This window comes from Leeuwenhoekiella polynyae (genome assembly GCF_004104075.1).
GTDB classification, from domain to species: domain Bacteria; phylum Bacteroidota; class Bacteroidia; order Flavobacteriales; family Flavobacteriaceae; genus Leeuwenhoekiella; species Leeuwenhoekiella polynyae.
In genome coordinates this window covers 23,586-39,401 of the sequence record NZ_QOVK01000019.1, presented here as the reverse complement: position 1 = coordinate 39,401, position 15,816 = coordinate 23,586, and the positions used below count along the sequence as shown (strand labels likewise).

Sequence of the window (15,816 nt, the reverse complement as noted above, 5' to 3'; positions counted from 1 at the left end):
GTTTATTTTTAAAATCTACTATCTTGGATTAGGCTCTAATCCAAATGAAACCGCTTCGTTAGGAATTTGTAAAGAATACCTCAAATCACCACTCTCCAAAGTAAATGTCTCTCTGTTTTCTGTATCTAAATGATTGATAGCCAAATGGAATCTTCTAATATCAAACCATCTAAGACCTTCTTCATAAAATTCTCTTCTACGTAACTCCTGCAAACCATGTATAAATGGAATTTGCTCAGGATTAAGATTATAAAAAGGCTTATATTCAAAATTTGTATTGCTATAATAGTCTGAAAAATTTTGTGGAGATAAAATAAAACCAGCATTATAATTCCTTGTTTTTTTACTTAAGTATAAATTAATATAATCCAAAGCTTCAAACTCTTTTCCTAGCATCACTTTAGCCTCTGCTAAATTCAGTAGAACTTCATCAGTAGATAATAACACATATTGCACATATGCATTACCAATATTCGCACTTGCATTTGTTACTCTAAAATATTCTGAAAACTTAGGAATATTATAAGCAAGATCAGTTCCGTATAATGGATAAGCCCACGCCCCTCCTGTAGGGTTACCATTAGAAAAAAGCTCATTACTAAGACCTGGAGCTAATTGATAACGAGCACTAAAGAAATTTCTAGCATATAATGAACCTGCAGAAACCACCAACAAATTAGCAGGCTCATCAGATGAGCTGTATAAAGCTGAAATTTGACTATAGGTCAAACTACGATAATACACCCAATCTCTAAGTTGATTAGATATATTATCACTTGACAGTACGAAATTTGAAAATTGTTCTACTTTATCCCACTGACCTAAATGTAAATAAACTCTAGAAGCGAAAGCAGCTGCTGCTTCTTTTGTAAAATGAAAACTTTCTTTCTCATAATCATCTTCAATTAGTAAAAAACCACGCTCTAAATCAGCTACAATATTTCTATAAACCTCTGCCACAGAAGCTCTCTCATACTCTTTAATAAGTACTGTTTCTGGCTCTTCAACATAAGGTATTCCTAAATCACTTTCTGCTGTCGCACTGTCATAAGGCTTAGCCCAAATATTTAACAACATAAAATGCGCATAAGAACGTGCTAACAAGGCCTCTCCTTCGTATTTATCAAGATTATCTTCCATTCCAGAACTCCTTAATTCTTCAATAGAAACTAAGGCTTGATTAGCTTGAGCAATCGCAGAATAAGCAGAGTTCCAATAATTCAAAGGATAATCGTTATCTGGATCAAAAACATCATTCCAAAAAAATGATTCTCTGTTTATACGCTCATCTCCTCCTGCTCGACCTTTATCTTCAGCGTTATCTGTTCTTGGCTCTAAAAAAGGAATATATGCTCCTTCTGGATAAGCTCCAGTTAGCAATTCACCAATTTTTTCAGCTGAATCTATTTCTGTTCTATTATCTGGAACTTCATCAAGTACATCATTACAGGAGACACATAGAAATACACTACTGAAGAACACACTCTTTAAAATTTTATTTGTATTAATAGTCATAGTGTTGTTTTTAAAATGCAAGATTTAGTGAAACTGTATACTGTTTTGGTACAGGTTGAGCGACTCCTCCAGATCTTATAAATTCTGGATCCTGACCATTTAATTTACTATCTGAATAGATTAAAAATGGGTTTGTAGCTTGTGCAGACACGCGTAGCTGACTTAAGTTTAGTCTACTCAAAACGTTTGAAGTAAAACTATATCCTAAACTTATATTACGCATCCGTATAAAACTACCATCTGCAACACGTTGTGTTGAATAATTATAAGCATTATAAGCTCTTGTTAAGGTATTCTGTCCGTAAGCAGATAACTGAGCTCCTGATGGGATAGTAGGAACAGAAGTAACATTTTCATCCCCTGAAATTAACCACCTGTCATTAAAATCTCTGCTAAATACAGATAAGTCATTATAAACGGCACTAAATGTAGGTGCCAGTCTAATTTTATTACCTTGAGCAAATGTTACAAAGAAACTGAAATCAACATTCTTATACTTAAAACTATTAGATAGTCCTCCTGTGAAGTTAGCCTGCGTAGGGCCTTCATAAACTAAATAATCTGTGATATCTTCGATATCCTGAAAATCGATATCTCTTAGTGGATCTTCACCATCCCCCAGGTTAAAAGTAGGGAAACCTTGATCACTAAGCCCAGCGAAATCAAATGACCATAAGCCATTTACTGGCTTACCTACAACATTGCCTCCAGTATCATCTACAAGATCTAAAACATTAGGGCGTTGAGCAATCTTAGATATCTCTTGATCAAAGTAAGAAGCATTTAACGTTGTATCCCAAGAAAAATCATCCGTCTTAATATTATGAGTTGTCAATTGAGCTTCAATACCTTTAGTCAGCAATTCTGAATTGTTACCTAACTTTAAGAATTCTCCACCAATACCAGATGTTCTTACAAAGTCTATTAAATCTGCTCCTTTACGAGTATATAAATCTAAATCTAAAGAGATTCTATTATTGAGAAAACCTGCATTCATACCAATATTAAGCTCTCTAGTTTGTTCCCAAGTAAGATCACTATTCTGTAAATCTTCTATCGTAATGTAATTCTCTCTATCATCAGAAAATAATCTATTAGTTAATGCATTTCTAAAAACAGGAAGGTTGTTACTAACATTATCAGCAAGCAAGGCTATTAAGCCGTATCCAGCTCTAAAAGACAACTTAGAAATCCATCCTGATTTCTTTATAAAATCCTCTTGACCTGCATTCCATCTTGCACTAGCATTATAAGTTGGTAACCAACGTGAAGAGTTAGATCTACCAGCTCTGTTAGAACCTTCATAATTTCCTGAAATATTGAATATATATTTACTGTCATAATCATAAGAAAGCTTTGCCAAAAAAGTCACCTCTCGCTGACGCGTTTCAAAAACCGAATAATAATCAACACCTTCACCAATGAGCTTATCAAATAAATCAGGATCTAAAAAGGGTACATTTCCTTTACCAAACTGAACTCCATAATTTCTATTACGATGCTCATACCTATCATTATATCTATATTCTTGAGCAGCATATAAGCCTACTGTATGAAGATCGTTTATAGTTTTATCAAAATTCAAGGAGTTTCTAACTGTATAAGTCGTTATAGAGTTGTCTGTTCGCTCTAAAATACCTCCGTAAGGCATTACTACTCTAGGATCTTCATTTGGCCTACTTGGATCCGAATACAGAAAAATATTTTGATTTCTAACAATAGAAGTTTCAGCAGATCTATATGCTTCTGCTCCATTTGAACCTTCACGTACTTTATGATTTCTGGTAGAATTAGCATATCTAACAGTTCCTAAAAAATTATATTTTAAGTCTTTAGAAAGCTTATATTCTAAATCTGCCTGCAAACGAATATCATACACATTAATTTTTAATGTATTCTTTTCAAGTTCGTTGATAATATTAAATGGAGCCCAATTAAATCGCACATATTCTAAATCCCCATTATTATCATAGGGTCTAATAGCTCTACTCGTATTTAATGCATAACTAAAGGGGTTTATATCAAAATCTCTTGTAAATGTGCCATTTACAGGGTCATTTTGCCTATTGAATGTTCCAGGAGCATTTTGATCTCTATAGGATGCTTGAATATTAGTCCCTACAATCAGCTTATCATCAGCTAAGAAGAATCTATTTCTCATATTGCCAGTTAGTCTACGTACGCGATCAGCAACTGTCCAGCCCGGATCTGTATAATAACTTATTGAAGAGTAAGATGTACTGTTTTCACCTCCTCCGGTAAAACTTAAGGAATGCGTCTGTGTAAGACTTGGTCTAAAAAGAGTTTTAAACCAATCTGTATTAGCCAACTCATATTGTTGTAAAAAACGATTACGCGCTTCCGGAGTATTACTTACTCCAAAAGCCCCAGAAGTTTCATTATAAGTATTTATATTCCTTGCTAATATATGATATACCCCACCATATCTACCTTGCAAACTTAAGGGGTAGTTAAGTCTCCCCTTATCAGACAATTCTTCATAGACACCTATAGTTCTCTGAGAGTTTAAAAGATCAAACTGCCCGTAATTAGGAACAACACGCACCGCGTTTTCAACAGAATAATTTACACGTGTTTTTTGATTACGCTTACCGCTTTTAGTTGTTATAACTATCACACCATTTAACGCCCTTGCCCCATACAGTGCAGATGCTGAAGCATCTTTTAATATTTCAATACTTTCAATATCAGCAGCACTGATACCTGCAACCGCAGAACCTAATAAAGTATTTGCATCTCCCGAAGCTAAGTCGTTAACATTGACATTGACGATATTTTCTTGTATCGCCCCATCGATAATCCATAAAGGCTTGGTGTCACCCAATATAGAGGAAGACCCTCTTATGGTAATCTTAGGTGTTGCCCCAAAGGTACCAGACACATTCTGTACCGTAACCCCTGCTGCTCTACCTTCAAGAAGACGAGAAACCTGAGGCACCCCTGCTATTTCAATATCTTCTGCCTTCAATGTCTGGGCAGCACCCGTAAAAACTTGCTCTTTAATATTCTGAAATCCAGTAATAATAACATCATCTAGTGATTCTACAGAGGCTTGCAATGAGACATTGATAACAGAATCATCTGCAACTGTAATTCTCTTCTTCTCAAAGCCTATATACGAATAGACAAGAACCTCACCCATCTGCGCAGAAATTGTATATTTACCGTCAAAATCTGTGCTTGTTCCCTTTGAAGCTCCTTCAACCAAGACAGTCACCCCAGGCAAAGGCATTCCTGACTCATCTTTAACGATTCCCTGGATCTGCCTTTGTATAAGACCTAGATTTTGATTTTTTGAAAAAACAATAGTTTTTTCTCCTTCAACTTCAAAATCAATAGCTGAAGTTTCTAAAACCTTCTTTAATAAATTTTCGAGCAAAAAATCACCTTTAGATAATTCAATATTTTGCATACCTGCAAACATATCTGCTGGGTAAACAAAATTATAATCTGTTTGATTTTTTACAATCTTCAACACATCATCAACACTGATAGTCATATCCTTTTCAAAAGATACTCTAGATTTTTGTGATACAGATTTACCCGGTGTTAAAGCCAGCACTGATGTACAGAATAGGAGAATAAAGATCTTCATAGTAGTTTGGAATATAACCCGAGGAGGGGTATAAAATTTGTTAGTAATGTTTTCTTTCATAAAAACTGGGTTAGAATTATTTAAATTGAAAAGGTTTGAGAATTAGTAAATTTCAATGTGATTTCCACTACGTGAATATTTTAGAGAGATAGATTTTGAAAGAATATTGAGTATCTGACCTAAATTTTGATTTTTCCTAAGAACGCCATTAAACTTCTTCTGCTTTAAATCATTCCGAGTAATATTAATTTCAACATCATACCAACGCATTAGCACATTTCCAATATCCTCTAATGTATAATCACTAAATGCAAATACCCCAGACTTCCACAAGACATCATCATCAACTGTCGCATTCTCTACATTTACGATGCCTGAATTTTTAAATATAACTGCCCGTTGATTGGGCTTAAGAAAATGTTCTGCACCTAAATAAGTCAACTTCACACTTCCTTCTAAAAGACTTGTAACATGCTTATCGTCATTAGCATAAGCCTTAACATTAAAATGGGTTCCCAAAACCTCTATTTGTTGCTTATTAACCTCCACAACAAAGCGATTTCCATTATTCTCTGAGCTAGGACTCACTTCAAAGTAAGCCTCACCAGTAATCAATTCAACTGTTCTTGGTTGGCTATCAATAAATTTGACGGGATATCGTAGTTGTGAATCAGAGTTTACCCAAACCTTAGTATTATCACTCAAAATCAATTCAAAAAAACCACCTTTAGGAACAAATAGGGTATTGAATCTAAGTTCAGAAACTACAGGTGAAGTATCTTTAGTATACAAGATTTTATCTTCAACAACCTCAACATCTTTGTGTTTAAATTTGCTCTTAGTGTCAATTTTGATACTTCTCCCATTAGCCAAAATCAAAGTTGCTTTGGTCTTAGATGGAGTTATAGGATTCTCAAATTGTACTTCATCTACTAATACTGGTTCAGAAATACTAGTGGAACTAAAAAAGACATACGTTGAAACACTAAGAAAAACTATAAATACAGCTGCACTCCATTTTAAAGAAAAATATGTCTTCATAATTTTCTTAGGAGTTAAAGATTTCTCTTCCTCTAACTGATTCTTAACTTTATAGTAGTATTCTCTATGAGAAGAGCTTTCATTAAACCATGCTTGAAAAGCCTGTTCCTCAGACTCTGAAAGGTTTTTATTTATCTTCTTGTAAATTAACTTAAAATCAATCACTATATATACAATTATATAGAGAAGACAATTTATTCTAATAAAAGGGTGACAAAAAAAGAGAAAATTTTAAAATTAACTTAAAATAGTAGTAGTACAAAGAGCTAAAAAGCCTACTATCCTTAAGCCTGTATCAGAAACAAGCTTCTCAGACATTTTTAACTTAGCTCGTTTCAGCTGAGTTTTAACTGTATTAACTGATATATTAAGCTCATCTGCAATTTCTTTATAAGAATACTCTTTAAAATATTTCATAGTGACTATTTCCCTCATTTTCTTCGGAAGCTCTTTTACAGCTCTTTTAATCACATGAACTTTATAAGTGTTCTGCTCAGCATCCACCTCTTCATAAAAATCTGAATTCACTTTAGACATGAAATCTAACAAACCACTACTATCTACAATTTTTAACCGCTTAAGCTCATTTAAGCACCTATTTCTCACCGTTGCATACAAGTAATTCTTCAATGAATGATTAATAGATATATTTTCTGAGTTCTCCCATAAATAAACAAATGCTTCTTGAACAATATCTTTCGCCAAATCCCTATCATACAAATAAGTATTAGCAAAAGAAACTAGATCCTGATTGTAGTTCGCATACAAGTCACCGTACGCAGAATCCTCTTTCCTTCTCAAAGAATCTATTATAGTAATTGTATTCATATTTTAAAATTACTAGTTTATGCTTCATTACTTAACAATTATTAACAACAAAATAATATATAACAAGCAATTTTACTAAAATTAAAAAACAAGATCATTATATTTTCAATATCCTATTTTTTAATAGTTTATATTATCATTCACACAAACTAAAAGTATTTTAAACTGTCAACAACATACTAGATAATGTCATCTCTACAATCTTAGACAGACTTCAAGAAAATTCTTGATGTAATAATACCTCCAGAAAATTGGAGTAAAAAGCCCAAATCAGTCTAGGATCAAACAAAAGGAGACTGGGATAAATCGCACGGTAATGCTCAGGACATCAACAGCCCGATGGGCAGCCCATTCACGCCCACCTGCACCGCGCTGAAGGCGACGACTGGAATGCCAAATACTGGTATCGCCAGGCGGGCAGAACGTTTCCCAATATTTCTTTAGATGCAGAACTCAAGCAGCTTGTAGAAGAAGTTTTAATTGAGAAAAAATAAAAAAAGCTCACAGATTTTAAAACCTGTGAGCTTTGTTATTTAAGAGTATTTCGCAGTTGCGAAATTTCTACATTTCTAAAGCTTTAAGAACATTATTATCCATCAATAACTCTTCTGGATTTTCTATAGCTTCTTTTATAGCCACTAAAAATCCTACAGATTCTTTTCCGTCAATAATACGGTGATCGTAAGAAAGTGCCACATACATAATTGGCGCAATTGCAATCGCTCCATCACGTGCGATAGGACGCTCAACAATATTGTGCATTCCTAAAATCGCAGATTGTGGAGGGTTGATAATAGGCGTTGAAAGCATACTGCCAAAAACACCACCATTTGTTATAGTAAACGTTCCGCCGGTCATTTCATCTACTGTGATTTGACCATCACGTGCTCTAAGAGCCAGACGTTTTACTTCAGACTCCACACCGCGGAAACTTAGATTTTCAGCATTTCTAATTACCGGTACCATCAATCCTTTTGGACCAGAAACTGCAATAGAAATATCTTTATAGTCATAGGTCAACATTTCCTTACCGTCTATCATAGAATTTACAGAAGGGTACATTTCTAATGCACGCACACAAGCTAATGTAAAGAATGACATAAAACCAAGACCTACACCGTGCTTGGATTTAAAATCTTCTTTGTATTTGCTACGTAACTCAAAAATAGCACTCATATCTACCTCGTTGAAAGTAGTAAGCATCGCAGTTTCGTTTTTAACTGAAACTAAACGCTCTGCAACTTTACGACGCAACATAGACATTTTAGAACGGCTTTCTCCACGGCTTCCGGTTCCCGGAGTACCCATAGAAGGTTGTGCGTTTACCGCATCGTCTTTTGTAATACGACCGTCACGACCTGAACCTTTTACATCTTTTGCATCAACACCTTTTTCATCTAAAGTCTTTTTAGCTGCAGGAGAAGGTGTTCCTGAAGCATACGATTTCTTATCCTGAGACTGGCTAGGTGTACTTGATTTAGAAGGTTCTTCTTTTTTAGCATCACCTTTCTCATTAGTATCTGGTGTTTTCTCGTCCTTTTTATCAAGATCTTTCGCAGCATCACCCCCACTACCTTCATCTCCTGACGCTTTTTTATCGTCTCCATCAGGTTTTGGAGCATCTGTATCTATAAGGCAAACCACCTCACCTACGGCAACAGCATCACCTTCTTCGGCTTTTAATGTGATTATCCCACTCGCTTCAGCAGGTAATTCTAAGGTTGCTTTATCGCTATCAACTTCAGCAATTGCCTGATCTTTTTCTACATAATCTCCATCTTCAACAAGCCATTGTGCGATTTCAACTTCGGTGATCGATTCTCCCGGTGAAGGGACTTTCATTTCTAAAGCCATAATTCTCTTGTATTAACTTTTATTCTATCGCTTTCGCGAAATTTTCTTTTATTGGTTATTTGAATTTTTATCAAACACGTCATCAATTACGCGCTGATGTCTTCTCTTAAAACGTACAGAACTACCCGCTGCTGGTGCACCATAAAACTTACGGCTGCAAATTCTGAATTTTTGCGCTTCAGGTAAATGCATCAATAAGTGACCATAAGCTCCCATATTACGTGGCTCTTCTTGAGCCCACACAACATCGTCTGCATTTTTATATTTTTCTATAGCCGCTCTAATTTCATTTTTAGGAAGTGGAAACAACTGTTCTACTCTAACTAAAGCAACATCATCACGCCCCAACTCTTCGCGTTGTGCCAGCAGATCATAATAGAATTTACCGGTTACAAATACGAGTGTTTTTACTTGATCTGCTTTTACTTCCGAATCATCTATAGTCATTTGAAAACTTCCGTTAGCCAACTCTTCTTTTGTAGAGATCACTTTAGGATGTCTCAACAAACTTTTTGGAGTAAAAACAATAAGCGGCTTTCTAAAGTTAGTCTTTAATTGACGACGTAGTAAGTGGTAGAAGTTTGCGGGTGTAGTACAATCTGCAACATACATATTATCTACTGCACACAGCTGTAAGTAACGCTCCATACGTGCCGAAGAGTGTTCTGCCCCCTGACCTTCATAGCCATGCGGTAATAACATGACCAGACCGTTTTGAAGTTTCCATTTATCTTCTGCAGCAGAAATGTATTGATCTAACATAATCTGTGCTCCGTTGCTAAAATCACCAAACTGTGCTTCCCAGATAGGGAGTGTTTTTGGACTCGCCATGGCATACCCGTAATCAAAACCTACAACGCCATACTCAGAAAGTAGCGAGTTGAAAATATACATATGCCCTTGCTCTCCTTCAAGATTATTAAGCAATACAATTTCTTCTTCGCTATCTTCTACTTTAGTTACTGCGTGACGGTGTGAGAACGTACCACGCTCTACATCCTGCCCGGTCATCCGCACATCAAAACCCTCTTTGAGCAACACCCCATAAGCCAGCAATTCCGCAAGACCCCAATCTATTTTATTATCATCAAAGTACATCGCGCGACGCCCTTCAATAATCTTATTTATTTTACGTAAGAACTTTTTATCTTCTGGAAGCTTTGTGATTGACTTTGCAACTTCTGTAAGACCCTCAAGATCAAAAGTGGTATCTACCGGCTTCATCATCTCATCTTCAGTAGCAGGCTCAAAACCTTCCCACTCATCCTGCATAATAGCCGTTATACGTGTAGTATCTTCCTCTCGAGATTTTTCTAACTTCTCTTCAAGCTTATCTTTATATTCTTCTTCTAACTGTTTAACATAACTTTCATCAATTACGCCTTCAGACTTTAAACGATCTGCATATATATCCCGAGCATTACCATGTTTAGCAATCGCTTTGTATAATTTAGGCTGTGTAAAACGCGGCTCATCACCTTCGTTATGTCCGTATTTACGATATCCCAAAAGATCAATAAATACATCACGGCCAAATGTCATTCTAAAATCGAGCGCAAAAAGCGCTGCGTGCACTACCGCTTCTGCATCATCTGCATTCACATGAAGTACTGGTGACAAGGTCGTTTTAGCAACATCTGTACAATAGGTTGAAGAACGTGCATCCAGATAATTTGTGGTAAAACCTATCTGGTTATTGATCACAATATGAATAGTACCTTTTGTAGTATACCCATCTAATTGTGCCATTTGTATTACTTCATAAACAATTCCCTGGCCTGCAATTGCAGCATCACCGTGCACAACAATAGGTAGAACCTCTTGCGGATTGTCAAAGTGATGACGGTCTTGCTTTGCCCTAGAAATACCCTCAACCACCGCACCCACGGTCTCTAAGTGAGACGGGTTTGGCGCAATATTGATGTTGATTTCTTTTCCACTATCAGTAAGGCGACTTGAAGTCCAACCTAAGTGATATTTCACATCTCCGTCAAAAACTTCCTGATCGTAATCTTTACCATCAAACTCACTAAAGATGTCTTTAGCATTTTTACCGAAGATATTTGTTAAGGTATTTAAACGCCCCCGGTGAGCCATACCCATCACAAACTCTTTTACACCAAGATCTGCAGCAGCTTCAATAATCGCATCTACAGCCGGAATAAAACTTTCCCCTCCTTCTAAAGAGAAACGCTTTTGACCTACATATTTCGTATGCAAAAAGGTTTCAAAAGAAACAGCTTCATTTAATTTTTTTAGAATCTTCTTCTTAGTCTCAGCAGAAAAATCAGGATGATTATCATTGATATTGAGTTTATCCTGAATCCACTGAATCTCTTCAGGTTTTCTGATAAACATATATTCTACACCAATAGATTCACAATAAATCTTCTCAAGATGTATAATAATTTCCCGAAGCGTAGTAGTCCCAATACCCAGAATTTCACCAGCCGTAAAAGTGGTATCTAAGTCATTCTGACTCAATCCAAAATTCCCCAACTCTAATGAAGGAGTATATTGTCTACGATCACGCACGGGATTTGTTTTAGTAAACAAATGCCCACGAGTTCGATAACCATCAATTAGTTTTACAACCTGAAATTCTTTCTGAAGGTTTTCAGGAACACCCGAACTGGTAGGTTGAGGAGCAACATCTGGCGCTAAACCACGCTCTTCCATTCCGAAGTCAAATCCTTGAAAAAAAGCTCTCCAACTGGGTTCTACACTATCAGGATGCTGTAAATATTTATCGTATAATTCTGCGAAGTATGCAGTATTTGCTGCATTTAGAAATGAAAATCTATCCATTTTATAAGTTAAATCTGTCGATTTTTTAAGCAATAATTTGTCAAAAATACAATATTTACGCTCCACAAGACGTGTCCTTATCTATTTTTATGCCTATCATTAACATTTTAAAATCAGGATTTAACATCTATATAACAGATCTGCAAATTCTATAAAGACTACTTTATGAAATCGATTGCTACGTTAATAATTACGATACTTTTTGTAACGCTATTTTCAATTGAATCAACAGCTCAGTTTGCGCGATCTGATTTTTGGGATCGGGTAGCTATTGGAGGGGGTCTTGGTTTAAATTTTGGTCAGGATTATTTTGCTGCAAATATTTCGCCAAGCGCCGTTTATAATTTCAATCCGTATTTTGCTGCAGGGCCAGGCTTGAGCTATTCGTATATAAAAAATGGCAGGTACAAATCGTCAATTGTGGGAGGTAGCATTATCGCATTAGCAAACCCGCTGCCTATAATTCAGCTTTCTGCAGAGTTTGAAGAGCTTTATGTTACACAAATACAAGAATTGGATGGAGGAAACCGAAACAGAGATTTTTGGAATTCCGCTCTTTTCCTGGGGGCTGGTTATCGTTCTGGACCTGTTACAATAGGCGCTCGTTACAATGTTTTATTTAAAGATGATAACCTCATCTACACCAGCGCCATACAACCGTTTATTCGTTTCTATTTTTAAAAGAAACCTTCACAAACTCTCGTTCTAAGATCAATGCTGAAACAGCAAGGGCAAATTCGTGAACTTCTTGCTGCGGTAACTTTTTAATTTTTGATTCTGAAACATCAATGACGTAAAGCAAATTGAGATAAGCCTCAAAATCTGAAACGATAGTAGTGTACAAAGTTGCCGTTAAGTTACGCACCAAAGCTTCAGGGGTCAATTTTTCACCAAACTGGTCAGCTATTCCGGCACGCAAAAAGTCTTTATTAAGCTGAATGATCAGATCTTTATACAATTTAGCAGCTTCTGCTTTCTGTAAAATCTGAATTCCTGCTTCCATCTTTTGCAAATTGTTAAACCGATCTATACATCAAAGCTTGTGCAAACTCGCGTAAGTTCTCTTTATTTTCTTCTTTCACGTCTAACTCATCAAGTACTTTAAGCGCCTGATGGGTATAACTTTCTATCTCTTTCTGTATTGCTTCAGAAGCTCCCGATTCAACAAAAAGCTGTTTTACTGTTTCAACCTTTTCTGATGGATCTTGTGGGTTTATTGTAAATAAATGTTGCAGTTGAATGCTTTGCGCAGGATCTAGTTTTTCTAATGCAGTAAGATACAGAAAGGTCTTTTTATTTTCGATTATATCTCCACCTACCTGCTTACCAAAGGTTTTAGGATCACCAAAAGCGTCTAAATAATCATCCTGTAATTGAAATGCAATCCCTAAATCACGCCCAAACTCATAAATACGGTCACAGTTGATCTTTGTGGTTTCTGCAACAATTGCTCCCATTTTTAAAGCAGCCCCTACTAACACAGCGGTCTTATATTCAATCATTTTTAAATATTCAGGAAGCGTAACATCATCGCGCGTTTCAAAATCTACATCATACTGCTGTCCCTCACAAACCTCTATCGCTGTTTTACTAAAAAGCTTTGCCAACTCTCTGAAAATTTCCCCTTCATAATTTTCAAATAATTGGTACGCATTAATAAGCATAGCATCTCCAGAAAGAATACCGGTATTTACATCCCATTTTTCATGTACAGTATCCTGACCACGACGCAAGGGAGCATCATCCATAATATCATCATGAACCAGCGAAAAATTGTGAAAAACCTCTACTGCTAGTGCAGCATCTAACGCTTTTTTATGATCAGATTCAAAAATATCAGTTGCCATTAAGATCAAAACCGGTCGCAAGCGCTTCCCTCCTAACTGTAGAATATAATTGATGGGGTCGTACAAATTCTTAGGCTCTCGCTCTGTAATTTTACTATTTAAGTACTCAACAAACACTTCTGTGTATTGATCAATGCGCAGCATACTCATTAAATTTTCAGCTAAAATAAGACACTAAATCTGAACTCAACTCTCAAAGTCTTATGAAGCTGCACGAATACCATATTGTTACCTCATCATTAAATAAATAAAAAACTTTGGAAACTTATTAAGTTTTTAAAGTTTCCGTTATATATTTGCGCTCGATTATGAAGACTGAAATTTTAAAAAATGCATCGCAATTATTTTTAAATCAAGGATTTAAAAGCGTTACTATGGATGATATCGCCACACATATGGGGATATCTAAAAAGACGATTTATGCAAATTATGCTCATAAAATAGAGTTAGTACATGCCGTAGGTTATGAATTACTAAACAATGTTCAATGTGGCGTACAAAATTTATTAACAGAACATATGAATCCTATTGAGGAGCTCTATGAGATTAAAAAATACGTCATACAGCACCTTCAGGGAGAAAAAACCTCTTCTATACAGCAGCTCATCAAATATTACCCTAAAATTTTTGAAGAATTACGCAGCAAACAATATGAATTTATGCGTGGGTGTATGGAACGTAATATCACGCGTGGAATTGAACAGGGTCTATTTAGAGAAAATCTGGATGTAGAATTTATTTCCCGCATGTATCAAATAGGAATTACCAATATTAAAGACCAAACAATTTTTCCAACTGAAAAATTTCCTCATGCGGGTTTATATGAAATGTATCTGGAATATCATTTACGTGGAATTGTAACCCCGGAAGGACGAAAAATTCTCAATCATTTAATTCATTCAAATCAAGACTAATGCGAAAATCACTCCTCCTTTTTACTTGTGCTCTGGGTCTATATTTCCCAGCAAAAGCTCAGGATTCAACAGAGGTACAATCTTATGCACTCAGTTTACAAGAAGCTATTACTTATGGCCTTGAAAACAGTTATACTGCAAAAAATGCTCAAACAGACGTGGAGATTGCTTTAAAACAGAAATGGGAAATCATCGCTCAGGGATTGCCTCAAATCTCTGGTGAAATCACCTATCAAAATCAGTTGATACAGCCAACCTCTTTTATACCTGCTCAATTTTTTGATCCAGACGCTCAACCCGGCACTTTTACTCCGGTGCAGTTTAGCCCTAAACAAAGTGCCTCTGCAACAGCTACCTGGAACCAATTGATATTTGACGGCTCCTATATCGTAGGCGTTCAGTCTGCAAAAACACTTTTACAGATTTCTGAAAATGCTAAAGTAAAAACAGATCTCGAGGTTAAACAAAGTGTAATTGAAGCTTATGGTAATGTTCTACTTGCTCAAGAAAGCATTTCAATTTTTCAGAAGAACTTAAAAACCATAAATAAAAATCTAAACGATACCCGTAAGATTTTTGAAAATGGTCTTGGTGAAGAAGAAGATGTAGAGCAATTACAAATCACAGCCTTAGGCCTAGAGACTCAGCTTAATAATACAGTACGTCAACTGGCAATCGCATACGATATGCTCAAACTTACTTTAGGAATACCTATAGACAGTAAACTTGAAGTTACTGATAATTTAGAAGATGTAACGATGCAGTATTATGACCTTAACCTACTTACGCAAGACATACAAGCTGAAAAAAATATTGATTTTCGTATTGCTCAGGATCAAACCAATTTGGCAGAGACCGAAGTTAAGCTTGAGAAAAGTAAAGCGCTTCCCCGCTTGAGTGCTTATGTAAATTATGGAGCTTCAGGAGCGAGTAATGAGTTTACGTTTCTAAGTGAGGAACAACGTTATTTTGAGCAATCTGTTCTAGGCGTATCACTTAGCGTACCCATTTTTAGCAGCGGGATGCGTGCAGCTAAAACCGCTCAAAAAGAATTGGCTTACAAGCAAAGTCTCGAAGATCTGGAACAAACCCGCAATCAAGTCAAACTTCAGATTGCAACAGCTCGTAATGACTACCAATTTGCATTGGATAATTATGCTACCCAAGAAAAAAATCTTGCACTTGCAGAACGTATAGAAAACAAAAACTCTATTAAATTTTTTGAAGGCATTGCCAGTAGCTTTGAACTAAGCGAAGCACAATCTCAACTCTATCAGGCACAGCAAGATTATTTACAAGCTATGTACGATGTTATTGCCAATAAAGCAGCATTAGAAAAAGTTTTAGACACTACTATTTACGAACCAAAAGAAGACTAACCTCAGACACCTTA

General features: G+C 35.9%; 11 protein-coding genes. 3 read left to right on the top strand and 8 right to left on the bottom strand.

All coding sequences use genetic code 11. The features are described from left to right. Positions 1-18 precede the first annotated feature (18 nt). The 6 genes from DSM02_RS15925 to DSM02_RS15895 form a co-directional block, all read right to left on the bottom strand. Entirely contained in the window at positions 19-1,515 is a 1,497-nt protein-coding gene (locus DSM02_RS15925) for a RagB/SusD family nutrient uptake outer membrane protein (RefSeq protein WP_128766549.1), read from the bottom strand. A gap of 10 nt (positions 1,516-1,525) precedes the next feature. Continuing rightward, the gene (locus DSM02_RS15920) at positions 1,526-5,191 is read right to left on the bottom strand and encodes a SusC/RagA family TonB-linked outer membrane protein (RefSeq protein ID WP_240674080.1); all 3,666 of its coding nucleotides are present in this window, start codon (positions 5,189-5,191) and stop codon (positions 1,526-1,528) included. A gap of 42 nt (positions 5,192-5,233) precedes the next feature. Beyond that, positions 5,234-6,337: a FecR family protein gene (locus tag DSM02_RS15915; protein ID WP_128766548.1), complete on the bottom strand. Its 1,104-nt coding sequence runs from the start codon at positions 6,335-6,337 to the stop codon at positions 5,234-5,236. 72 nt (positions 6,338-6,409) lie between these two features. After that, positions 6,410-7,000, bottom strand: coding sequence for an RNA polymerase sigma factor (locus tag DSM02_RS15910; protein WP_128766547.1), 591 nt, complete (start codon positions 6,998-7,000; stop codon positions 6,410-6,412). 561 nt (positions 7,001-7,561) lie between these two features. After that, a complete protein-coding gene (gene odhB, locus DSM02_RS15900; protein WP_128766546.1) occupies positions 7,562-8,854 on the bottom strand; it encodes a 2-oxoglutarate dehydrogenase complex dihydrolipoyllysine-residue succinyltransferase in 1,293 nt (430 codons plus the stop codon). A gap of 48 nt (positions 8,855-8,902) precedes the next feature. Then, on the bottom strand, positions 8,903-11,662 hold the full coding sequence (locus tag DSM02_RS15895; RefSeq protein WP_128766545.1) for a 2-oxoglutarate dehydrogenase E1 component: 2,760 nt from the start codon (positions 11,660-11,662) through the stop codon (positions 8,903-8,905). Between the two features lie 165 nt (positions 11,663-11,827). Between DSM02_RS15895 and DSM02_RS15890 the strand changes: the two genes are divergently transcribed. Next, positions 11,828-12,343 carry a hypothetical protein gene (locus DSM02_RS15890; RefSeq protein ID WP_128766544.1) on the top strand — a complete coding sequence of 172 codons (516 nt, stop codon included), beginning with the start codon at positions 11,828-11,830 and terminating at the stop codon, positions 12,341-12,343. On the opposite strand, the gene DSM02_RS15885 is transcribed toward DSM02_RS15890, so the two are convergent. Together DSM02_RS15885 and DSM02_RS15880 are read right to left on the bottom strand one after the other, a co-directional pair. Further along, positions 12,324-12,665: a hypothetical protein gene (locus tag DSM02_RS15885; protein ID WP_128766543.1), complete on the bottom strand. Its 342-nt coding sequence runs from the start codon at positions 12,663-12,665 to the stop codon at positions 12,324-12,326. The two genes, DSM02_RS15890 and DSM02_RS15885, sit on opposite strands and share 20 nt — an antisense overlap. 13 nt (positions 12,666-12,678) lie before the next feature. Beyond that, positions 12,679-13,653, bottom strand: a complete 975-nt coding sequence (locus tag DSM02_RS15880) for a polyprenyl synthetase family protein (protein WP_128766542.1) — start codon at positions 13,651-13,653, stop codon at positions 12,679-12,681. A gap of 164 nt (positions 13,654-13,817) precedes the next feature. Here DSM02_RS15880 and DSM02_RS15875 point away from each other — a divergent pair, with 164 nt between their 5' ends. Together DSM02_RS15875 and DSM02_RS15870 are read left to right on the top strand one after the other, a co-directional pair. Then, positions 13,818-14,423, top strand: a complete 606-nt coding sequence (locus DSM02_RS15875; protein WP_164918328.1) for a TetR/AcrR family transcriptional regulator — start codon at positions 13,818-13,820, stop codon at positions 14,421-14,423. After that, positions 14,423-15,802, top strand: coding sequence for a TolC family protein (locus DSM02_RS15870; RefSeq protein WP_128766540.1), 1,380 nt, complete (start codon positions 14,423-14,425; stop codon positions 15,800-15,802). The genes DSM02_RS15875 and DSM02_RS15870 overlap by 1 nt, the downstream gene beginning before the upstream one ends. Positions 15,803-15,816 lie beyond the last annotated feature (14 nt).